At 46.8% G+C, this 21142-nt stretch carries 16 protein-coding genes; 6 read left to right on the forward strand and 10 right to left on the reverse strand.

The window, feature by feature from the left end; all coding sequences use genetic code 11:
- Positions 1 to 239: 239 nt before the first annotated feature.
- Positions 240 to 2654, forward strand: coding sequence for an nSTAND1 domain-containing NTPase (locus tag PN466_RS22940; protein ID WP_271944367.1), 2415 nt, complete (start codon positions 240 to 242; stop codon positions 2652 to 2654).
- 251 nt (positions 2655 to 2905) lie between these two features.
- Here the strand turns inward: PN466_RS22940 and mdh are convergent, their stop codons facing one another.
- The 6 genes from mdh to PN466_RS22970 form a co-directional block, all read right to left on the reverse strand.
- The gene (mdh, locus tag PN466_RS22945; protein ID WP_271944369.1) at positions 2906 to 3868 is read right to left on the reverse strand and encodes a malate dehydrogenase; all 963 of its coding nucleotides are present in this window, start codon (positions 3866 to 3868) and stop codon (positions 2906 to 2908) included.
- An 18-nt stretch (positions 3869 to 3886) separates the two neighbouring features.
- Complete coding sequence (gene ndhO / locus PN466_RS22950) at positions 3887 to 4108, reverse strand: NAD(P)H-quinone oxidoreductase subunit O (protein WP_271944370.1); 222 nt, start codon at positions 4106 to 4108, stop codon at positions 3887 to 3889.
- A gap of 245 nt (positions 4109 to 4353) precedes the next feature.
- Complete coding sequence (locus PN466_RS22955) at positions 4354 to 5187, reverse strand: DALR anticodon-binding domain-containing protein (protein WP_271944372.1); 834 nt, start codon at positions 5185 to 5187, stop codon at positions 4354 to 4356.
- Positions 5184 to 6716 carry an NAD(P)H-hydrate dehydratase gene (locus tag PN466_RS22960; protein WP_271944374.1) on the reverse strand — a complete coding sequence of 511 codons (1533 nt, stop codon included), beginning with the start codon at positions 6714 to 6716 and terminating at the stop codon, positions 5184 to 5186. Before PN466_RS22960 ends, PN466_RS22955 begins: the two co-directional genes overlap by 4 nt.
- A 114-nt stretch (positions 6717 to 6830) precedes the next feature.
- Positions 6831 to 7799, reverse strand: coding sequence for a glutathione S-transferase family protein (locus PN466_RS22965; protein WP_271944376.1), 969 nt, complete (start codon positions 7797 to 7799; stop codon positions 6831 to 6833).
- Between the two features lie 273 nt (positions 7800 to 8072).
- Positions 8073 to 8783, reverse strand: coding sequence for an SPOR domain-containing protein (locus tag PN466_RS22970; RefSeq protein ID WP_271944378.1), 711 nt, complete (start codon positions 8781 to 8783; stop codon positions 8073 to 8075).
- A 104-nt stretch (positions 8784 to 8887) separates the two neighbouring features.
- Between PN466_RS22970 and mnmA the strand changes: the two genes are divergently transcribed.
- Together mnmA and PN466_RS22980 are read left to right on the forward strand one after the other, a co-directional pair.
- Complete coding sequence (gene mnmA / locus PN466_RS22975) at positions 8888 to 9949, forward strand: tRNA 2-thiouridine(34) synthase MnmA (protein WP_271944379.1); 1062 nt, start codon at positions 8888 to 8890, stop codon at positions 9947 to 9949.
- Between the two features lie 46 nt (positions 9950 to 9995).
- Entirely contained in the window at positions 9996 to 10205 is a 210-nt protein-coding gene (locus tag PN466_RS22980; protein ID WP_271944381.1) for a hypothetical protein, read from the forward strand.
- 94 nt (positions 10206 to 10299) lie between these two features.
- Here PN466_RS22980 and PN466_RS22985 read toward each other — a convergent pair whose 3' ends face one another.
- Positions 10300 to 14382, reverse strand: a complete 4083-nt coding sequence (locus PN466_RS22985; protein WP_271944383.1) for a HEAT repeat domain-containing protein — start codon at positions 14380 to 14382, stop codon at positions 10300 to 10302.
- Positions 14383 to 14716: 334 nt separating this feature from the next.
- Here PN466_RS22985 and PN466_RS22990 point away from each other — a divergent pair, with 334 nt between their 5' ends.
- Positions 14717 to 15073, forward strand: coding sequence for a phage holin family protein (locus tag PN466_RS22990; protein ID WP_271944385.1), 357 nt, complete (start codon positions 14717 to 14719; stop codon positions 15071 to 15073).
- Positions 15074 to 15190: 117 nt separating this feature from the next.
- Here PN466_RS22990 and PN466_RS22995 read toward each other — a convergent pair whose 3' ends face one another.
- Together PN466_RS22995 and PN466_RS23000 are read right to left on the reverse strand one after the other, a co-directional pair.
- The gene (locus tag PN466_RS22995; protein WP_271944387.1) at positions 15191 to 16864 is read right to left on the reverse strand and encodes an ABC1 kinase family protein; all 1674 of its coding nucleotides are present in this window, start codon (positions 16862 to 16864) and stop codon (positions 15191 to 15193) included.
- Positions 16865 to 16917: 53 nt separating this feature from the next.
- Positions 16918 to 17973, reverse strand: coding sequence for a sensor histidine kinase (locus PN466_RS23000; RefSeq protein WP_271944389.1), 1056 nt, complete (start codon positions 17971 to 17973; stop codon positions 16918 to 16920).
- 285 nt (positions 17974 to 18258) lie between these two features.
- On the opposite strand from PN466_RS23000, the gene PN466_RS23005 reads away from it, so the two are divergent.
- Positions 18259 to 19983 carry an ATP-binding protein gene (locus PN466_RS23005; protein ID WP_271944391.1) on the forward strand — a complete coding sequence of 575 codons (1725 nt, stop codon included), beginning with the start codon at positions 18259 to 18261 and terminating at the stop codon, positions 19981 to 19983.
- Between the two features lie 33 nt (positions 19984 to 20016).
- On the opposite strand, the gene PN466_RS26540 is transcribed toward PN466_RS23005, so the two are convergent.
- Positions 20017 to 20130 (reverse strand): element excision factor XisI family protein, encoded by a 114-nt coding sequence (locus PN466_RS26540; RefSeq protein ID WP_271944393.1) that lies wholly within the window; start codon positions 20128 to 20130, stop codon positions 20017 to 20019.
- Positions 20131 to 20255: 125 nt separating this feature from the next.
- On the opposite strand from PN466_RS26540, the gene PN466_RS23015 reads away from it, so the two are divergent.
- A complete protein-coding gene (locus PN466_RS23015; RefSeq protein ID WP_271944394.1) occupies positions 20256 to 20759 on the forward strand; it encodes an anthrone oxygenase family protein in 504 nt (167 codons plus the stop codon).
- The last annotated feature ends 383 nt before the right edge of the window (positions 20760 to 21142 follow it).

The raw sequence follows: 21142 nt of genomic DNA on the forward strand, positions 1-21142 counted from the left end.
CTGACTTTTCCCCATTTTTCGCGACATCTATCAGTTCTTGACGTTGCTCTGTACTCAATTTAATGCGATACTTAAGCTTGGGGTTACTCATAGGTACCTCCGATAACTCTTACCCACAATTTTAAGCTTGCCAGTCCAGTACGCTATCTTTATGTGCGTTTGTCGATCGCTATCTCAAGGAAGTCCGGAAGACGTATCCCCAACGCGCTCTCTTTCTCAATACGGGGGAATCCATCGATTTGATTTGCTGCGTGGAGAAAGGGGGAGAAACGGAAGAATTACCGGAGTTACAGCCCAATCTCTGTCCTTATCGCGCCTTGGATGCCTTTGATTTCAGGGAGGAGGATGTTAAGGTCTTTTTTGGTCGTCGGGCATTGACGGATGAGTTATTGGGTCGGATTTGCGATCGCCCCTTTTTAGCCGTTTTGGGGCCGTCGGGAAGCGGGAAATCTTCCGTAGTCAGAGCGGGGTTACTCTACGAACTCCAGCAGGGCAAACGGCGATCGGGTACAGAAGACTGGCACATTTTAGACATTATCAAGCCTGGGGACAGTCCTCTGAGAAGTTTAGCGGGGATTTTTCTTCAGGAGGTAAAATCTCAAAAAAAGCGGGAGAATTTTCTGAATGATTATGTGACGGATTTGCAGGAACGCGGTTCGGTTACCTTGCGAGAACTGATTGAGGAAGAAGAGTACAAGCAAACCGTGGTTTTGGTAGTAGACCAGTTTGAGGAGATTTTTTCTCTCTGTCGCGGGAGTGAGGAGAAGGAGCAAGAGCGCAAGGATTTTCTCAATTGTTTGTTTGAGACGGTGGATGCGCTGGAGGGTCGATTGCGCTTGGTGATTACCTTGCGGGCGGATTTTCTGGGGAAATGTTTGGAACAGTCCGATGGTAATTTGGCGGAACGGATTAAGGCAAATCGGGTAGATATGACTCCTTTAACGGAGACGGAGTTGGAAGAGGCGATCGCAAAACCGGCGGCAACAGTAGGGTTGCGGGTGGCTGCGGATTTACGGGAGCGACTGAAAGCAGATATTCAAGCCGCACCGGGAAGTCTGCCGTTATTGCAATATGCTCTTTATGAATTATGGCAGGATTGGCGCAAGGGCTATGGCGAGGGAAATGCCAGTAATGAGCTGACGTTAGCAGGTTACACTCGCATCGGTGAGGTGGCGGGAGCATTGGAAAATCAAGCCAATGCGGTGTATGAATCTTTTGCCGAGTCTTCTGTTCAGCAAGGATTAGTTCGGCGTATTTTTCTGGAGTTGGTGCAACTCGGTGACGAAACGGAAGATACCCGACGGCGGGCGCGAAAGCAAGAATTAGTTAGCGATATCCACCCAGAAAGCATGGTGGATGAGGTATTGGAGAAATTGGTAGCATCTCGCTTGATCGTAACTTCTGTGGAGAATGGTTCTAGTGCAGTAGTCATCGATTTGGCCCATGAAGCAACCATACGTCATTGGCAGCAATTGCGCTCCTGGCTCAACCAGCATCGCCAAGATTTGCCGCTGATTCGTCAACTCCGCAGGGAGGCTGCGATTTGGGAAGACAATGGACAGCAATCCAAATATTTACTAGTTGGCGCTCGCTTAGACAATGCTCTAGATTGCGCGGAAAAATATCGAGAATTAGGGTATTTGAACGAGACCGTGCAAACCTTCATTCGGGTGAGTCGAGAAACATGGATTGCAGATGAAACGGAGAAGGAAAAGCAAATTTTAGAAGCGCTGTGCATGACCGCAGAGGTACAGTGGAATTGGCATCAGCAGTTAGAGTCCCTCGTAAGCCTTGCTAAGGCCGGAAAGCGCTTGCAAGAAATCCGGCAAACCCGACCGGAGGTTGAACCGGATAATAGTTCTAAGGCGATCGCAATCTTGTCGCAAATACTCAGAGACCGCATTCAGGAAAAAAATCGTTTAGAAGCTCATCAGGATTCAGTCAATGCAGTGGCATACAGTCCTGATGGTCAGATTCTGGCTTCTGCCAGCAATAGAACGATCAAACTCTGGCAAGTAGACGATGGTAGTCTTCTTAATACTTTAGAAGGGCATGATAATGGGGTCAATGCATTGGCAGACAGTCCCGATGGTAAGACTCTGGCTTCTGCCAGCTATGATAGAACAATTAAACTCTGGCAAGTGGACGATGGTACTCTCCTCCATTCTTTAGAAGCTCATCAGGATTCAGTCAGGGCAGTGGCATATAGTCCCGATGGTCAGATTCTGGCTTCTGCCAGCAATAGAACGATCAAATTCTGGCAAGTAGACGATGGTAGTCTTCTCAATACTTTAGAAGGGCATCAGAATGGGGTCAGTGCAGTGGCATATAGTCCTAATGGTCAGATTCTGGCTTCTGCCAGTGCCGATAGAACGGTCAAACTCTGGCAAGTAGACGATGGTAGTCTCCTCAATACTCTAGAAGCTCATCAGCATTGGGTCAATGCAGTGGTATACAGTCCTGATGGTAAAACTCTGGCTTCTGCCAGCACCGACTACACGGTCAAACTCTGGGATGCAGAAGTCGATCTCGATGCGCTAAGGATTCGAGCTTGCGACTGGCTTCGCGGCTACCTGACCCATAACCCCAATGTTAACCCCAGCGATAGAAAACTCTTAGAATCGCCTGCTTTTGTCGGCAGCGATCGCCCCTAAATGTAGCAGGACGCAAGTCATCTAAATGCTAAATCATCAGTGTGAGTTATATAGTAGTGCAAAGGATTGTTAGGATATTTTCTATTGCCTGTTGCCTACTGCCTATTGTCTCAAACCATAACCTCACTGTCCTAACCAACTTATTCATTGCTATAGTCGCCATAGTGAAGGTTGCACCAGCAGAATGATACAACGACAAAGGAATGGGGAATTGGAAAACTGATTCCCCATTATTAATAGTTAATGATTAATTAATCAAAGCCCACTAAACTTTCAGCCATTTCTATGCCTTTACGCACGGATGTAGCGGACTCATGGAGGGCAGCAATTTCCGACTCTGCTAGGGGCAACTCCAAGATTTTCTCAATTCCCTGATATCCCAATTGACAGGGAATGCCCATATAAATGTCATTCAAACCATATTGGCCTTGGAGATATCCGGCAACCGGCATAAAGCGGGATTGATTGTGTAATACGGCTTCCACCATGAGACAGACTGAGGATGCAGGCGCATAATAAGCACTACCGGTTTTCATCAGTTGCACAATTTCTGCACCGCCTTTGCGAGTCCTCTCGACGAGGCGATCGATCGCGGCTTGATCCATGAGTTCGGTAATGGGAATTCCCCGAACCGTGGAAAATCGAGGTAAGGGAACCATCAGATCCCCATGTCCTCCTAAGACTAGAGTTTGGATATCGGCGATCGAGCATCCTAACTCTAGGGAGATAAAAGTTTGAAATCGTGCTGAATCAAGAACTCCTGCCATTCCCATAACCCGACTGGAGTCGAGACCACTTGCTTTCCACGCCAAATAGGTCATTACATCCAGGGGATTGGTGACTAACATAAAGATCGCTTGGGGACAGTGCTGGACGGCCTCTTTGACCACAGATTTAACGATTTTGGTATTGATTTCGACCAACTCTTCCCGACTCATGCCTGGTGTACGGGGTTTCCCTGCGGTAATCACCACAATATCGCAATCGACCAAATCGGCATAATTATTGGTACCGATCAATTGGCGATCGTGGCGCTCGACTCCCCGTGCTTCCATCAGATCCAAGGCGATCCCTTGAGGCATCCCTTCAATCACATCCAAGAGAACCACATCGGCTAAGTCTTTTTCTGCAATACGTTGCGCCAAGGTGCTGCCGACTTTTCCCGCTCCAATGATACCGACACTTGGAGCGATCGCTTGATGAGATTTAACCATGGCAAATTCTCGTTTTTGTTAGTTGAACAACTCTAGTTGATCGACACGCAGCCAAATATTGGGGGTGGGAACCTGACCAAATTTGACTAAGGCGTAGTCACCTTTGATATCCATGATCTCGCCTTGGGTTTCAAAAATGTAGGGAGGAAACCGGGTATCACTTGCACAAGCTTCTAGGGAATTGTCCAGTTTTTCTTGGATAGCCCGTACCATTGAACCTTTTTTAATTGCTGCTGCCATAATCAACTCAGGAATTACGTTTCAAAACTTCCCTCATGATACCAAGGAGCGATCGGGATTCAAGGATTGATTTTAGCGGTTATTCTTCTGAAGGGATTTAATTTTAGATTTAAATCAGAAAGGACACCGACGACTGGCCGTGTTTCGTCTCGGTGTCCTTACTGGTTCGCTCCTCACACGATAGTCAATATAGCTTACTCAATTGGGTTTGTCATCCCTTGAAGAAATTTTTTTGGTGGCATCCTCTACAATTCCGGGGGGGCAATCAGGTTTAATCCTTTTTCTAGTAAGGTTTTGAGGGTTTTTCTGGCGATCGCCACTAATGCCAAACGACTGAGGGAAAGTGGGCGATTTTCCTTTAAAGTTGATCCCCAGATCCGGCATTGACGATCGAATCTCAGAAGATCTTGACTAAGTTTTCCGGTTAAGGAGGGTAAGCGCGGGGAGGCTCGATCGTCATTGAGAGTATCCCAGATATGCAAGAGGGAGCGGATTAAGGTCTGTTCGCTGGGATGAACGAGTTGAAATTTTCCGTCATCTAACCAAGGAATGCGATCAGGTTCGACGATCTTTAATGTAGACTCATCCAGGCTCATTAACCCTTGATGTTGGGCAAGACGCAAGAGGGCGCAACAGCGAGCATGGGCAGCTTGCCAGGTAAAGACTTCTGGGGAGTGAGGATCGGTCTTAGGGAATAGGGTTGTGTTACATAGTGTTGAGGATTCAACTGGGTACTCCATCGCAGCACGTGGCGCTGTAAGTACGAAGGGAGTGAGCAAAAAGGCTTGCAATTGCTCGGCTAAACCTAGATCGCAGTAATGAAATTGCAGCCAACCGGGAGAACGAACAGAAAGGGAAAATGCGAATAAGTTCTCTTGTAGGGAAAGGAACTCCAGCAATTGTTTAGCTAAATGCAGAGAGGTTAGGCCACTATAGGAAGATAGTTTAAGGGCGATCGCCGATTGATAGCCTAAGGGTTGATGCTCTGGCAACAGTTCCACCGGAATTTCTTCACGCTTCAAACTGACGAAGGATGTTTCTATTCCCTGATGGATGGCCTTTTGCAGATTCTTTTTCATCGTAGGGGAATTTGGCTCAGGTATTCAGTAAGGTGAAAGGCATCTACGCCTAAAGCCGTGCGCTGTTGAGCCGCTAATATTCCAGCTTGAGCGTGCCACCAGGTAGCCGTCTGGGTTGCCATTTCTGGAGCTTGGGGGAGTTGGGCAACTAGACCCCCTAACAACCCGGTAAGTACGTCACCACTGCCTCCTCTGGCGAGGGCTGGGGTGCTTTCGGGGTTCAGGTAAACGGTTCCGGTGGGGCTGCCAATAGCCGTTCTTGCCCCTTTGAGCAAAACGATCGCCCCGGTTTGTTGACTCGCTTCGCGAACCGCTTTTATCCGGTCAATATTAGGGTCAATATTAGGGAAGAGGCGCTTAAATTCTCCTGTATGGGGCGTGAGAATTGTGGGAGCTGATCGTTGGTTCAGTTGGGACATACCGAGACTCGCAAGGATATTGAGTCCATCTGCATCGAGGATCGCAGGGATGGGAAGATTGAGGAGAGTGGGAATAATGGGTTCAGCCGATCGCGTGATTCCTGGGCCGCAGGCGATCGCCTGATACTTCTGGTAGTTTAGAGTATCGGGGAGTTCTGCGATCGCGCCCGTCTCGGTTTCTGGACAAGGAATAATCAATGCTTCCGGTAACTGGGCAACCAACAGGGGTTTTAAGCGGTGGGGAACGGCAATCGAAAGCATCCCCACCCCAGAAGCGCGGGCCCCTAAACCGGCTAAAATGGCACTGCCTGCATATTCCTCTGAACCGCACACCAGCAACAGATGACCGGCTTTGTATTTATGGGAAAGGAGAGGACGGGGAAGGGGAAGACCGGCGATCGCACGTTCTTTGGTAATCCGATAACATCGAGAAGACTGACCTAAAATCGCGTCAATATCAGCGAACGGAATACCAAAATCAATCCATTCCACCGTTCCTAAATACTCGACTGCTGAATCTTGGAAACAAGCCGCTTTCCACAGTCCCAAACAGAACGTATAATCAGCACGAATAGCACAGCCGAGAACTTGTCCCGTATCTGTATGGATACCAGACGGCAAATCAATGCTACAAATCAATATTTGGGATTGATTAATGCGATCGATCTGCTCTGCCAACTCTCCGGAAATAGAGCGCTCTAACCCAAATCCAAACAAGCCATCAATCAGAATCTTGCAACTGTCGAGCAATTCCTCTAAACTCACCCAAGGAATGCCCAAACTTTTTCCATACTGGGCATGAGCTTCAGTCAGTTCTTTTAATTTGGCTAACGGTTGCGTCACCACCACCGAATAGCCTTGCAAATATAATTCCCTAGCAATTACTAAGGCATCGCCACCATTATGACCTGGCCCCACCAGTACACCAATTTTAGCGGGGGCTAACCCTAGTGCTTCCCATTGATCTATCATGCGGCGAGCCAATAAACCTGCCACCTTTTCCATAAGCGCCGCTACTGGCATTCCCGCCGCAAATAGGCGGTTTTCAATGGCTCGCATTTCAGCCGCCGTGACGACAATTTGGGCAATTTGATTTCGGCAATGAGTCATAGTTTATAGCGCGAAGCACTAGGGAATAGAGAATAGATTATGGTAACTCGGTTTTAGAATTTAAAGAAAGTCCTATCTCCCTATCTCCCTATCCCCCTATCCCCCCATCTCCCACTAATGCATTAACACATTGCGATCGTAAGGCGCTTCAAAATCCAAAATCGGCCCTTTAGGCACAATTTTAGTCGGATTAATATCCGTATGGCTGCGATAATAATGGCGCTTAATATGGTCAAAGTTACAAGTTTCTGCCACTCCTGGCACTTGATAGAGTTCTTTCAGATAGTCCCATAAATTTTCATAATCTGTAATATGGTGGAGATTGCACTTAAAATGACCATAATAGACCACATCAAAGCGTAATAACGTGGTAAAGAAACACCAATCCGCTTGAGTGATGCGATCGCCACACAAATAAGGGTGTTGTTCTAACACTTGATCCCAATGATCTAAAGCCTCAAACAAGTCTGTTAACCCTTGTTCATAAGCCTCTTGCGTCGTCGCAAAGCCAGCGCGATAGACTCCATTATTAATCGGCTGATAAATAGTATCCATCGTACTGTTAATAATATCCCGTAACTCTTCTGGATAAAATGAAACCTGACGTTCCGCAAATCGTTCAAACTCCGTATCCAATATGCGGATGATTTCGCGAGATTCATTATTGACAATAGTATGGGTTTTCTTATCCCACAAAACGGGAACGGTCACCCGACCGCTATAATTTGGATCGGCCTTTAAATAGAGTTGCCAGAGGTAGTCAGCCTGATTCACCGTATCGGGAATACAACCTGGAGCTTCAGAAAACTCCCAACCATTTTGATCGATTTCTGGATCGACGACTGATAAGCTAATTGCAGATTCCAATCCTTTTAGCTTTCTAAGAATAGCTGTGCGATGGGCCCAAGGACAAGCCCAAGAAATATATAAATGATAGCGCCCAGCTTCTGCTTTAAACCCACTAGAGCCATCGGCAGTAACTTCATTTCTAAATGTGGTTTGGGGACGGATAAAGTTTCCTTTTTGATCCGATTGTTCCCGTCGTGAAACCCATTGACCATCGACTAATAATCCTAAGCCCATAGTATATATTCCTTATAATTTGAATGACACCCTTCACAAAAAATCGAACTTAACCCTCAGTCATTTTGAGGATAAATACAAGCGAAACAAATAGCATTAATCCCAACCAAACTACTAATATGGTATTAAAGGTAGTATGGAAATAACTGCCAGCGAACAAGACTAGAAAAAAGAGAACAACAGCCACGACGAAGTAAGTGACCAGTTGTCCCAAGCAACCTTGAACTGATCCGGAAAAATCATCATTTGGGGGTCTCATAGCCAGACTCGATGTTAACGACCAAAATAAACGCGAGCATTGCTTAATCCTGAATTTTGTAAAAATGACATTATTTCTGCGGCTTCGCTGCGGTTAGCATAGGGGCCAACAGCAACATGCATCCCCCGACGAGAGCGTTTAGCTACAACATTAACCGTATTGGGAATGATTTGCCGCACACGATTAGCCATTAGATTAGCATCCTCTTGAGAGCTAGGAATGACCACATAATAACCTTTACCAGCGACTGGGACAGGGTTGGGGTTGATCGTATTTGCCGGGGTAATTGGGGTGGTGTAATTGGGGGGGAGATAATTTGGGCCACCAGCGAGGGTGTCCCCTTGTAAGGAAACAACTTCAGCCAAAATACCGCGCGATCGCAACAGGGACAAGCGCTCCTGAGCCTGGAATTCCGACACAAATGCACCCGCCTGAATCACCGTGCGGCTACCTATTTGCCGGATAAAGGCATCCGGTACAAGCTGTTTAACTTGTTCTAATAACAGGGGAGAATTCCCATTTACCCAAACCCGATAGGGGTAGGCACTGGGCGCTACATAGGGTGGATTGATATTACCCGGAATCGTCGGTATGGCATTCAGGGGAGGAGGAGGGGGTAAGGGGACTTGTTGTGACTGAGCGTTAGTGCTGACCATTAATCCTAATCCCAAACTCCCCAGAAGGATAACTCGATTCAGTCTTGAATGCTGTTTTGGGTTGTTCATAGTCTCTTAAAAATTCAGATCCTCCAGAGAAAGGACGGAGGTGTTACCCTTAGAAGGGTACATAACAATTATGCTTTTGTTCACAGTAAGCTTCAGTAGCTGCCATGAAAAAGGTTGTCGTCGGACTCTCTGGAGGAGTAGATAGTTCTACTGCCGCAGCAGTTCTTCATCATCAAGGATACGATATTGTGGGATTAACCCTTTGGTTGATGAAGGGGAAGGGACAGTGCTGCTCGGAAGGTATGGTAGATGCGGCGAAAATTTGCGAACAGCTTGGGGTTCCCCACCATATTGTCGATAGTCGCGAGTTGTTTGAGCAGAATATTATTGATTATTTGGTGTCGGGTTATCGGGAAGGAATTACGCCCCTACCCTGTTCCCAGTGTAATCGGGCGGTGAAATTTGGCCCGATGATTAACTATGCCAAATCTGAGCTGGGTATTGATTATATTGCGACAGGTCATTATGCGCGGATTGCGTTTGATGAGCAGTCCGGACGCTATCAGCTTTTGAAGGCGATTGACCCCCAGAAGGATCAGTCCTATTTCTTGTATGATTTGTCCCAAGAGATATTAGCTTCTACGTTGTTTCCCTTGGGAGAAACGCCGAAAACAGAAACGCGCCGCCTAGCAGCCGAGTTTAATTTGACGACGGCAGAAAAGCCAGAAAGTCAAGATTTATGCTTGGTGGAAGCCCATGGCTCGATGCAGTCGTTTTTGGATCAGTATATTAACCAGAAGACTGGAGATATTGTTGACCAAGGAGGTAAGGTTTTAGGACAGCATCAAGGGATTCATCATTATACGATTGGCCAACGGCGCGGGTTAGGGGTAGCTTATTCTGAACCCTTGTATGTGGTGGATCTTGACCCGGTGATGAATCGGGTGATTGTGGGAACCCGTGACAGTGCAGCCGATCCAGAGTGTACGGTGAGTCGAGTGAATTGGGTGTCTATTGCGCCACCGGATAGTCCGATTCGCGCTGAAGTTCGGATTCGCTACCGCTCCCAACCGGTTCCGGTGACGGTGGTTCCTTTACCGGAAAATCGGGTACATTTGCGCTTTGATGAGCCTCAGTTTGGGGTGACACCGGGTCAAGGTGCGGTTTGGTATGAGGGCGATCGCCTCCTCGGAGGTGGTATCATGGAACGTAAGTCCAAAGTGTAGACTTTTCCTATGTCTGAATCGATTGTGCAAGAAGCTGAAACTATGTATGCCAACTCAACCTGCGATCGCTGAACACCTATCACCTGAATTAGCACAAATTTTCTTAGACGGATTACCAGAAACGATTCGTGAGGGACTCTTAAGACGCGCTCAACAAATCAACTATCCGGTTTGGGCAGTCATTGAAATGGCGATCGCCGGTTATCTGGATGAAGAGGCTTTATCCTTTACCGATTGTCAACCTAAGCTAGACTAAGGCTTTAGGGTAAGGGCGATCGCAAACGTGCCAAGAAACCGGGTTTCTACCAGAACTTAGGAGAGAGTCGAGAACCAGGGCAGAAACCCGGTTTCTAACCTGGCGATCGCGATCGCTCCAGCCACGCCAAAATCCGCTTAATCAAGCGCGGATCGTTTGGCGAGAACGTTTGCAGCGAGGGATGGGGTTGCTCGGTAACCACGCAGACTTTACCTTTACCCTGGAAGCGGGTGAGAGCCTCCAGGAAAGTATCGCTGAAGCCTTGGGGGGCTGGGGGTTGGGGGTTTTCGTAGAAGATTAGAGCTAGGGGAGGGTTGCTATTGTCGAGGAGATCTTCCCAGTAGTCTTGTAAGTCCGCCATATCTTTGGGTTTGCCGTTCTCGCTTTCGGGACAGCCTTGTTGGAGCATTTGCCGATACAGATTCCTCACCGGGTTATCGGGGTTAAACGTACTGCCATCGATCATCAGCAGTTGCCAGGAGTGGGGTTCCGGGAGAGCAGCACGTAGGATTTGGGGAAACTCAGCCAGGTTGATGGGAGCGGGGAGGGAGCCGTGCCAAGCTTGGTAGAAGTCAGGATAGGAGAGAGTTTGGGCAATTTTCCAGAAAAGTTCGTAGCAGTTGTGAAACAGGCCAAAGTTGTTGTCGTAGGTTTCATCATTGAGGTGAGGTTGGAGAGCAGAAACAACGCTTTTTTGCTGTTCCTCAGTGGTGATGATTTGCCCTAAACTATAAGCCGCCTGGATACAGAGGAATTGATTTTTAGTCTGTGCCAAAAGTTGTACTAAAGCAGCAATCGCATCGAGATTTCCTGGATCAGTGCTTCCTAAACTATGAGCTACACCCCAACGACTGTCTTCATCTGTAATCTGCTCCAGAAGTTTTACTAGAGCAGCGATCGCATCGGGATTTCCTGGATCAATTTGCCCTAACGTATAAGCTGCCTGACCATAGGTCAATTCATCCATAGTCTGCTTCAGAAGTTTTACCAAAGCATTAATTGCCTCTTTATTTCCGGGGTCGATTTTCTCTAAACGCTGTGCCAACCAACAGCGGGTATCTTCATCCTCAGTCTGCTCCAGAACTTGCACTAGAGCAGTGATTGCATCGGGATTTCCTTGTCCGATGTCCTCTAAAGCATAAGCCGCTGTCTTACGCGTATCTTCATCTGTGCTCTGCTCCAGCAGTTCCACCAGAAAAGCGATTGCATCTTTATTCCCTGGATCAATTTGCCCTAAACTCCGAGCCACCCAACAGCGGGTATCTTCATCTTCAGCCTGCTCCAGAATTTTCACCAGGATGGCGATCGCATCTTTATTCCCTGGATCAATTTGCCCTAAACTCTGAGCCACCCAACAGCGGGTATCTTCATCCTCAGTCTGCTCCAGAACTTGCACTAGAGCAGTGATCGCATCGGGATTTCCTTGTCCGATGTCCTCTAAAGCATAAGCCGCTATCTGAGGAATATCTTCATCTGTACTCTGCTCCAGCAGTTCCACCAGAGAAGCAATTGCTTCTTTATTTCCTGGATCAATTTTCCCTAAAATATAAGCCGCTGTCTCACGCGTATCTTCATCTATACTCTGCCTCAGCAGTTTCACTAGAGCGGCAATCCCCTGAACATTTCTTGATCCAATTTCGCCTAGACTCTCAGCCACTTCTCGAAGACTATCTTTATCTTTAGCCTGCTCCAGCAGTTGTACTAAGACTGAGAGCGCATTCTTATTTCCTGGATCAAGTTTGCCTATACTATGAGCTGCTTGTCTACAGATATCTTCAGGGCATTGGGAATGCTTCAGCAGGCTAAAGAGTTCCTCAATAGCATGTTGTCGGTCAGTTTCAGGTAGGATATACCTTGCACCTTTTTCAATAGGATCAATAAAACTTCGCCATTCCGGTTGTTCTTCATTAAAATCTCCAAACCCCCACTGAACAATCTGCTGCACAATTTCATCAGGACGAGAATAAGCCTTAAACTCAGTGATGCCAGCCGCAGCCAGAAAATAGGCGCGATACTCATAAAAATCTCCATAACAACCATCCTCAAAATTCACCAACTGCCCAATAAACGCCTCCTTCTTCTCCTCCGCCACATCGCCACGCCCCAACCAGAATAAAATCACCTGCTTCCACTGCGGGGCAAAAATCCGATACTCCTTCCCTGCAACCGGAAAATCCTCATGGTTCTGGGGCAGAAAATAATCCCCATCCTCCACTGCTAGAGCCGCAAAATATTCCTGAAACGTGGCATGATAAAACCCGTAAACGGTCTCACTTCCGTCCTTCCCCAACCGATTGAGCCAACCCAACCGCAACGCAGCTTGACATAAATCGTTATCCAAAGCACCAAAAACCTGCTTTAACCAACTTTCCCGCAACCAGAACTGGGAAAAATTGCCCTCCTTGTCCTTGCCATCAATCGCCCGTAACGCCAATTCCCCCAGCTTTTGGTGGAGTTGGGGCCGTTTTTTCTCAGCCAGCGCCATCTCCGATTTCCACTGATACACCTGCTCAACAAACTTTTCGTATAACCCCGCTCTAGTTTCAGGTAAAGACCGTTCTTCCTGATGCCACACACAACACAATAGGGACAAGCGCAAAGGATTACGAATTAAATCCTGTAGATGGGAATGCTCCTCACTCTGAACCGTTGAGCATAAGGCTTGTCCCCCTTCGGCATCCTTTGCTCCCTGAAACCAACGCTCAATATAGTCCTCGACTTCGGACTGGCTAAACTCTAGATTCCGAAACACATCAAACCCGTTCAACGCATCCCGGTTGGCATCCCAGACATTCACCCGACAGGTTATCAGTATCCGCGTTTGCGCTGTTGCCCACCATCCCTTGACCCAATCTTGATGATCCCGTGTAATGTGGGCAGTCATTTCATCTAACCCATCCAATAATAACCAGACTCGCCCTTGATTAAACTGCTGTTGAAAGTTCTCCTTAAGCGCCGGTTTTCCCGTGGCATCGTTTAACCAATCATCCAGATATTGCCTCAGACTGCGCCCCTGTAGCGTCCGCAACGATACCCAAATCGGCAAACCGAGATAGTTGTCCAAAATCCACTGGGAAATGGCTTGTAACCGCGTCGTTTTCCCCGAACCCGGTTCGCCAATAATCGCCAAACACTTACCCCCGCTCTGGGGACTCTTTCCCTGTTGCAGCACGTCGGTGAAAAACCGATCTTCAGAAATGGGGGTAATCTTCTCGTCCGCAGGGTTGGAGATTGCTTCGCTCCACTGCGTTCCGCTCGCAATGACATTATCCCCGTCATTGCGACCGAAGGGAAGCAATCTCTCCGGTTTCCGCCGTTCCACCAATCCCAAGGGCACATAGACATCCAGCCGATTTAACTCTACCCCATCCTCGCGGGTAAACAGGTTAGAGGTGAGGGCTTGCTCTTCTGCTAACCTCAATTTGGCTACAGTTGCCCAGTCTTCCTCGTTCAGTTCTGGATGTTGCGGGTCAAGACGCGCTATAATGGGAGCCTTGATTAAATCATGAATTGCTTTGAGAATCTGGTCTTGCTCGATCTGAAGCTGATTCAGAGACTGTTGAACAAAAACACGAAACACCTTGTCATTATCCTTAAGACGCTGCACAAAGTTATCCCGAATCAGGGATAACCATTGCTTCTGAATTGCCTCCAGATAACACTGAGGCGCACCTTCTAAAAATCCCGGTAAATACTGCTGCTGAAATGCCTGAATTGCCGGATTTTCCTGTAAATTTTGTCCCTCCAACAAGGCGCGAACGTCACCGGAATAACTGAGCTGAGAGGGAGTTTCTCCTTGCTCCCGATCCACTATTTCATCAACCTTATCAATAACTTGTTCGAGTTCCCTAACTTTTGCCTTTAGCCAGTCTAAGTCACGGGCTGCTTGATTTCTGGGTGTCGGTTCATAAGCCATAACCAGCCCAGGTTCTAGGCTCCCTTGATTGTATTCAGCCAGAGATTCTAACTGTTTCTGGCATTGAACCGCTAACTGTTTCAGAGCCAAAAAGAACGATCGCCGCAGTTCTTTTTCTACATCATGATTGAGGGGAATTTGGCGCTGTTGCAACCGTTCAAGCTGCTCATCTAAACCAGGAGCCAATACCTTCGCATCGGCACGTCCGGTAACAAAATTAATTAAAACGGGCAATAAAACACCAGATAACGGATCGATCATGGGAGAACTACACGCCAGCCTTGAAGAGAATTCTGCTTAACAATGAGTATAGCGTGTGTCATTTAATCCGGGAATTTTTGGCGATCGCTGCTGTAGTGGATTGTTTCAGCTAATTTGATGCATGAGATTTCGTTCGTAGTGAGGGTTTTAACCCTCTCCGGCTAGGCTTTTAAGCACTCTTCGTGCTTACACCAAACAAAGCCCTATTTTAGGTGAAACAGTCCACTACAGATAGAGTTAATGCGTAAGTCCTGTTCAATAAAGATAGGGAAATAGGGTGCTATGATTGAACGCAAGTCCAAACTTTAGATCTGGAAGTTAGACATTCGAGATTATGATTAACTTTTTTCTCACTTGGGCTTTAGCGGCGATCGCCCTGGCGATCACTGCCTATATTGTCCCCGGTTTGGCGATCGCCAGTTGGCAAGCAGCGGCTGTTGGGGCGATCGTTATGGGGTTGGTTAATGCTATTGTTAAGCCCATTTTGACGATTTTGACGTTGCCGTTAACTATTCTCAGTTTAGGCTTGTTCTTACTGGTGGTTAACGCCATTTCCCTTTCGTTAGTCGGCTATTTTACCCCTGGATTTACGGTAGCCGGTTTTTGGCCAGCCGTGTTTGGGTCAATTGTATTATCTTTGGTTTCCTGGTTAATCGATCAGTTTACGGGAAAGGAAGCCAATAAGGATTAAGTTGAATTGATGTTTGCCTTCTCCCACCTCCTTCTCCTGCCCTCATGTTGTAGGATTGCCAAATCCCATTCAGTAAGGCTTGTGGGCTAGGAGATAGAGGAAGCCTTGAAATGTGAGTTAAGAAATACGGTTGAGGCGGTTGCGTAGGGAAAGGCGGAAGATCGATCGCATACAGAAGAAGCTAAATAAACCCGATCCACAGAGTAGGGCGATCGCCCATCCAGAAAGTTGTCCCACAAACAGAATAGTACTGGAAATCAAGGTAAACCCAGCGCCACACAGATAGAGTACACTTTGCACTCCTAAGCTCAAAGACTCTAAAAGGCGATCGCTCTCTTTCGCTTTAACGGAAAACGCTAAGTCTCCCGTATCCATCCGTTTCCCTAACTGTTCCAAGAAGCGATCGGTAACCGTTGGTTTTTGAAAAGGGGACTGCACCCATAACTTCACCTGGCGCAGGGTTTCCCCAACTAAATATCCAGTTCCTTTCCCTGCGGTTACTTCGCGAACAAAGGGTTGAGAAGAGGACGCAAAATTATATTCGGGGTCTAAAATACGGGCAATGCCATCTAACGTCGTTAAAGCCTTTAACACAAATGTCATTTCTGCGGGTAAGCGAAAGGGTTGCTCTTCAAACATGGCATAGAGTTCATCTTTAATTAAGGTAAACTCGCGAAAATTCACGGGTCGTTCCGTAAACCGATCCAACAAAAATGTAATCAAGCGGCGCACAGGGGTCATATCTGTCATCGGTTCAATTAACCCCATCTTGATCAATGTCTCGACGACTTCATCGGTATCCTTGCGTAAGACCGCAAAAAAATTGCGGATCATCTGGTCTTTGGCTAAAGATTTAATTTCCCCCATCATGCCAAAATCATAGAAAATTAGTTCTCCTTTAGAGGTAACAGCTAAATTACCAGGATGGGGGTCAGCTTGGAAAAAACCATCTAAGAGCAGTTGCTTGAGATAGCAACAAATGCCCACTTGGTTGATTTTCTGAGGGTCTAAACCGCAGGCGATCAGGGCTTCTCTGTTATCCACTTTAATGCCCGGTAAATACTCGATGGTTAAGACCTTGTTCGTGGTATAGCGCCAATAAATTTTAGGAACCAGAATTTCCGGATGGTTGGCAAAATTGTTCCGAAAGCGGTCTGCATTTAAGGCTTCTTGTTTATAGTCAATTTCTTGATAAAGAATGCGGAAAAATTCACCATAGATGGTTCGTAGTTCATATTTGCGCGTCCAAGCGAAGAGGAATTCAGTGACTTGGATGCCTCGGTAGATGGCTTTAGCATCCACATCAAATAAGGCTCTTAAGCCAGGACGCTGAACTTTAATCACGACTTCTTCTTGGGTATGGAGGGTGGCGCGATGAACTTGCCCTAAACTAGCAGCAGCAAGGGGTAGGGGGTCAAAGTTGCGGAAGATTGCTCCTACGGATGCGCCTAGTTCTAGTTCGATAATGGCGATCCCTGTTTCCACGTCAAAGGCTGGAACTTGATCTTGCAGTTGTTCCAATGCTTCCACATATTCAACGGGTAATAAATCTGCCCTAGTGGAGAGAGATTGACCAATTTTAATAAACGTCGGCCCTAGTTTGAGTAGGGTTTGCACTAAACCCCTCGCCCGTTGGCGTTTGAGAGCGGAAGAAGCTCCCCCACGCCAACGATCCCAGAGTAACAGAGCAATGAAGCGAATCGCCGCCATAAACACTTGAATTTGGCGGATGATGGGAGAATAGGTGAGTTTTTGCCAGCGCCGCGATCGAGGTTGACTAATTTTGAGCATTCTGGGAATTACCCGTTACGTTCCTTAAATTCTGACTTGTTAGCTACTCTAACCTATTCCCTATTCCCTATTTCCTCGTGGGAAGCGCTATCACTCTGGGGGAGGAGAAGGGTAAAACAGGTTTCCCAAGATGATCCAGAGTGTAGAGGCTGACTGCTGACGGTAATGGTTCCTCCTAATTGTTCCACTAAAGCCTTCACAAGGGCTAGACCCAAACCCGTTCCGGCGATCGCCCGATCTGTAACTCCGGTTCCGCGACGGAATTTGTGGAAAATCTCCGCTAATTCAGTATTCTGAATGCCCATACCTTGATTGGTGATCGCCACAGCTACCCCATCTCTCCCGTCTGCGCGATCGGGTTGTACAGAGATCTTAACCTGACTTTGGACATCGGAGAATTTGCCCGCATTAGCAAGCAACTCTGCTAGAATGCGCTTGAGGCTATCTGGCTCTGTCTCTAGATTGGTCGATTCTGGAGCGATTTCTAGGTTGAGTTTCAACTGCTTATGACTCCATCGAGTTTCAAATCCTGCGGTTGTCATCTCCATGAAATCTTGCACATCAACAGTTTGACCCTCCATGTCAATCGTCTGCTCTTCCAATTCTTGCAACGTTAATAAGTCATTGATCAGATGAATTTCCTGTTGGCATTGGCTCTCCAAAATCTCCAGATATTTTTGTTGGCGATCGGGTGAAATTTCGGGTTGACGTAACATCCGGATTGCCAAGCTCATACTGGTTAAAGGCGTCCGCAATTCATGGCTAATGGTACTTAAGAATTCATCTTTTAGTTCATTCAGATGGCGAAGTTCTTCGACCTGGCGGCGAGTTTGTTCATAGAGTTTTGCCTGTACCTTGAGGCTTAATTCAAGTTGGGCGGTGCGCTCTGCCACTAAAACTTGAAATTGACGTAGGGTTTGAGGATTAGAGACAACAGAACCCCCCTTCTCTAGTGATACCCTCTCCAAATTTACGCTCTCATTTTCCATCTTATGATTCCATTCTGGAGAGACCATATCACTGTAACCTAGTTTATAATTGGCTAAGTCAACGGGAAGGGTACAAGTTGAATCCGTAGTATTGCTAGTTTTCAAAGCCTTCAGTTCCATTAGTCCTGTACCCCCAGATTAGTGAATCGTTCAGTTAAAAAAGGAAAAAATGGTTAGCTTTCATTCAAGTAGAGACTCCAATAGTGGACATGAAACGGTTAAAACTCGCTCCAATCTTTGAATCCATTGGCTTGGATTTCTTCTGGAGAAACCTTAACTCCAGGTTACAATAATCTTCTACCGCAAGAAATCCGAGAATTCCGCAAACTTTCTCAAAATCGTAAGCGATTGATTAGAAATCGTACTCACATTTAGTTTTCTTAAGAAGTGAACCTAGTCTAGGCCATGACCAGCGTACAAGACTCCCTGCCCTCTCGAAACACTGCACCCGAGATCCGTTCGGTGACCTCTTCAACTCAAATAATTGGAACGGTCAAAGGCCCAGGTGAAACGGGGAATCAATATGTGTTCATTACGACGAATAATCGTCAAGTGAAAATTGGAGAATTTGTTTATTATTCGTTAATTTCAGGAGATGAGAATCAAAAAATTCTGGGCAAAATCTCGAATATAAGTCTTATCGATCACTTTCCAGATCGCATATTTGCTGACCCAGAAACTAGCCCAGAGGCGATCGCCGCCTTAGTCGGATTTACGGACAAAAACCCCGAACTCTACGAGGTGACTGTAGACGTAATTGGATATTTTCACCGAAGTTTAGGCTTTCTGAATCCTCGCCAGTCTCCCGATCCAGGAGCAAAGGTAATGTTAGCGAGCGATCGCTTCTTGCAGTCCATCATTAACCGCAAACAGCAAGGAGAAATGGGGAGCGCCCACATGGGATCGATTCTCCTACGTCCTGGAGGGAATGTGCCTGTCGTTTTAGATGTCAAAGAATTGGTCAGTACCCACTTAGCCATTCTTGCGGGAACGGGTTCGGGAAAATCCTATACCGCAGGGGTACTGATCGAAGAATTTCTCGCCCCCCACAACCGCGCCCCTGTCTTAATTTTCGACCCCCACGGAGAGTATGGAACCTTAGCGGACTTACAAGGACATTCCGCCTTTCGCGGCGCAGATGGCTATAGTCCCCAGGTGAAAATTCTGCTGCCAGAAGATGTGCATATCCGCCTGTCATCCTTGGACTACTACGATATTTTGATGCTGTTGCCGACGATGAGCGATCGCCAACAGTCCATCCTCAGCAAAGCCTTCAATATCCTCAAAAGACACAAAAACGCTGAATATCGCTGGGATGTACAAGATCTCATTGCTGCCGTTTTTGAAGCCGATCGCCAAACCGACGATGAAGGCAACGAAAAAGTCGGAACTTCAGCACCTGCACTCGAATGGAAACTCGAACGGTTAGAGCGATCGCCCCATTTCCATGCCTACAAACACCTCACCCCCCAAAACCTCTTTGAACCCGGGCAAGTCACCGTTCTGCAAATGAACGAAATCCCCCAAGAAGAACAACAAGTCATCTGTGCCGCTCTTCTACGCCAAAGCTATCAAGCGCGGATGAACACCCAAAAACAAAACCTCCTCCCCGACGATGACAACTATCTTCCCTTCCCCGTTTTCATTCTCCTCGAAGAAGCTCATCGCTTCGCCCCTGCTCACGAACCCTCACGCTGTAAAGCCATGCTGCGAACCATCCTCAGCGAAGGGCGTAAATTTGGCTTAGGGGTAGGACTGATTACCCAACGCCCCGGTAAACTGGACTCCGACGTACTCTCGCAATGCATGAGCCAATTTCTACTCCGCATTATCAACCCTGTAGACCAAGACAGCCTCAAACATGGGGTAGAAGCAGCCGGACGAGACCTGCTCAACGAACTTCCTGCCCTCACCAAAGGTCAAGCTATTATCGCCGGAGCTTGTGTAAATACTCCCGTCCTCTGTCGTATTCGCCAACGGCTTACCCGTCATGGAGGTGAGACTCTCAACGCACCTCAAGAGTGGCAAAATTACTTTCAAAAAGACCAGCAACAACAACGACAAGCCAGCGTTGCCCCTCCAGCCAAAAGAGAAGCGCCCCAAGTGTTTAATGGACGAAGTATCGATTAAGGTTTGGCGATCGTTTTCTGTCACTTTCCAGGTTCAATTATAAATGTCTTCTCGCGGTATACCCATGTCTACCAAATCTTGAGCCGGATTAAGTTCAGTGAGGTTTTTATGAATCAAAATTTTACCCTTCTTAATATCAATATGCATAATATCGTCTTTGGCCTATTCACTTAGAATATTTTCTATTGATAGAGTGCCTTAAACTCCAATCTAACTCCTAACCAACTGATTCACTGCTATAATTACCAGCACGAAGTGTAGGAGTGTTTTCCATGTCAATACAAGGTCTTTTCCCAATTATATTGCTTGTCGCTACATTTTTGTGTTCTCTGGTCGCTGGATTTCTAGTCGCTTTTGCAATAGTTGTGATGCCAGGCATAAAACAATTAAACGACCGGGAATTTATTCGAGCGTTTCAGGTTATTGATGGCATTATCCAGAATAATCAGCCGATTTTTGTCTTTCTTTGGCTCGGTTCGATTGTCTTTTTAGTAGCTTCGAGTCTTCTGAGTCTTGGAGAATTGGATGGAGTTGACGAAGGGCTGATCATTCTCGCTTTGCTGACTTATCTTTTGGGGGTCCAGTTACCGACTTTTACGATTAACATCCCCTTAAATAAACAACTCCAAGCTTTGAATGTTGATCGGATGGATGAAGCGATGTACAAGTCTGCGCGTCTAGATTTTGAACCTCGTTGGAATCAGTGGAACTTAACCCGGACACCTTTAGCTTGTTTGGTATCTGCTTTGTTAATCCTTGTACTTTTCAGACTTTGAAGTGACATGAATAAAGCTAGAATTTTTACAGTTATAGCAGTGAATGAGTTGGTTAGGACAGCTAGATTATGGTATCTTAATTCTCGGAGGGTAACAGAAGAGGGATATTGATTCATACCATTTCTCCATGATGTTGCGCTTAATGAATACTCTCAGACAATTGCCTCAAGAGAAATCATTAGTTGCAAACTTAAAGAGAAATGGTATCAGCGATCGCCGATAGCACCCACTTCCTGCGCTCTAAAAATCGCCTCTGGATGGCAGTAATGCTTAAACTCTAGGAAATTCTCAAACGGATCGGCCAAGAAAAACGTAAAATGCTCCGTTAATTGGCCTGGAAACCGTTGTTTCGGTTGTTGAAAAAAGCGTAAATTCCGATCCAG

Source organism: Roseofilum reptotaenium CS-1145 (assembly GCF_028330985.1).
GTDB classification, from domain to species: domain Bacteria; phylum Cyanobacteriota; class Cyanobacteriia; order Cyanobacteriales; family Desertifilaceae; genus Roseofilum; species Roseofilum reptotaenium.

Coding starts and splice junctions, on each gene's coding strand:
- mdh (WP_271944369.1), bottom strand. CDS start 3,868: ATGGTTAAATCTCATCAAGCGATCGCTCCAAGTGTCGGTATCATTGGA.
- ndhO (WP_271944370.1), bottom strand. CDS start 4,108: ATGGCAGCAGCAATTAAAAAAGGTTCAATGGTACGGGCTATCCAAGAA.
- PN466_RS22955 (WP_271944372.1), bottom strand. CDS start 5,187: ATGAAAAAGAATCTGCAAAAGGCCATCCATCAGGGAATAGAAACATCC.
- PN466_RS22960 (WP_271944374.1), bottom strand. CDS start 6,716: ATGACTCATTGCCGAAATCAAATTGCCCAAATTGTCGTCACGGCGGCT.
- PN466_RS22965 (WP_271944376.1), bottom strand. CDS start 7,799: ATGGGCTTAGGATTATTAGTCGATGGTCAATGGGTTTCACGACGGGAA.
- PN466_RS22970 (WP_271944378.1), bottom strand. CDS start 8,783: ATGAACAACCCAAAACAGCATTCAAGACTGAATCGAGTTATCCTTCTG.
- mnmA (WP_271944379.1), top strand. CDS start 8,888: ATGAAAAAGGTTGTCGTCGGACTCTCTGGAGGAGTAGATAGTTCTACT.
- PN466_RS22980 (WP_271944381.1), top strand. CDS start 9,996: ATGCCAACTCAACCTGCGATCGCTGAACACCTATCACCTGAATTAGCA.
- PN466_RS22985 (WP_271944383.1), bottom strand. CDS start 14,382: ATGATCGATCCGTTATCTGGTGTTTTATTGCCCGTTTTAATTAATTTT.
- PN466_RS22990 (WP_271944385.1), top strand. CDS start 14,717: ATGATTAACTTTTTTCTCACTTGGGCTTTAGCGGCGATCGCCCTGGCG.
- PN466_RS22995 (WP_271944387.1), bottom strand. CDS start 16,864: ATGCTCAAAATTAGTCAACCTCGATCGCGGCGCTGGCAAAAACTCACC.
- PN466_RS23000 (WP_271944389.1), bottom strand. CDS start 17,973: ATGGAACTGAAGGCTTTGAAAACTAGCAATACTACGGATTCAACTTGT.
- PN466_RS23005 (WP_271944391.1), top strand. CDS start 18,259: ATGACCAGCGTACAAGACTCCCTGCCCTCTCGAAACACTGCACCCGAG.
- PN466_RS26540 (WP_271944393.1), bottom strand. CDS start 20,130: ATGCATATTGATATTAAGAAGGGTAAAATTTTGATTCATAAAAACCTC.
- PN466_RS23015 (WP_271944394.1), top strand. CDS start 20,256: ATGTCAATACAAGGTCTTTTCCCAATTATATTGCTTGTCGCTACATTT.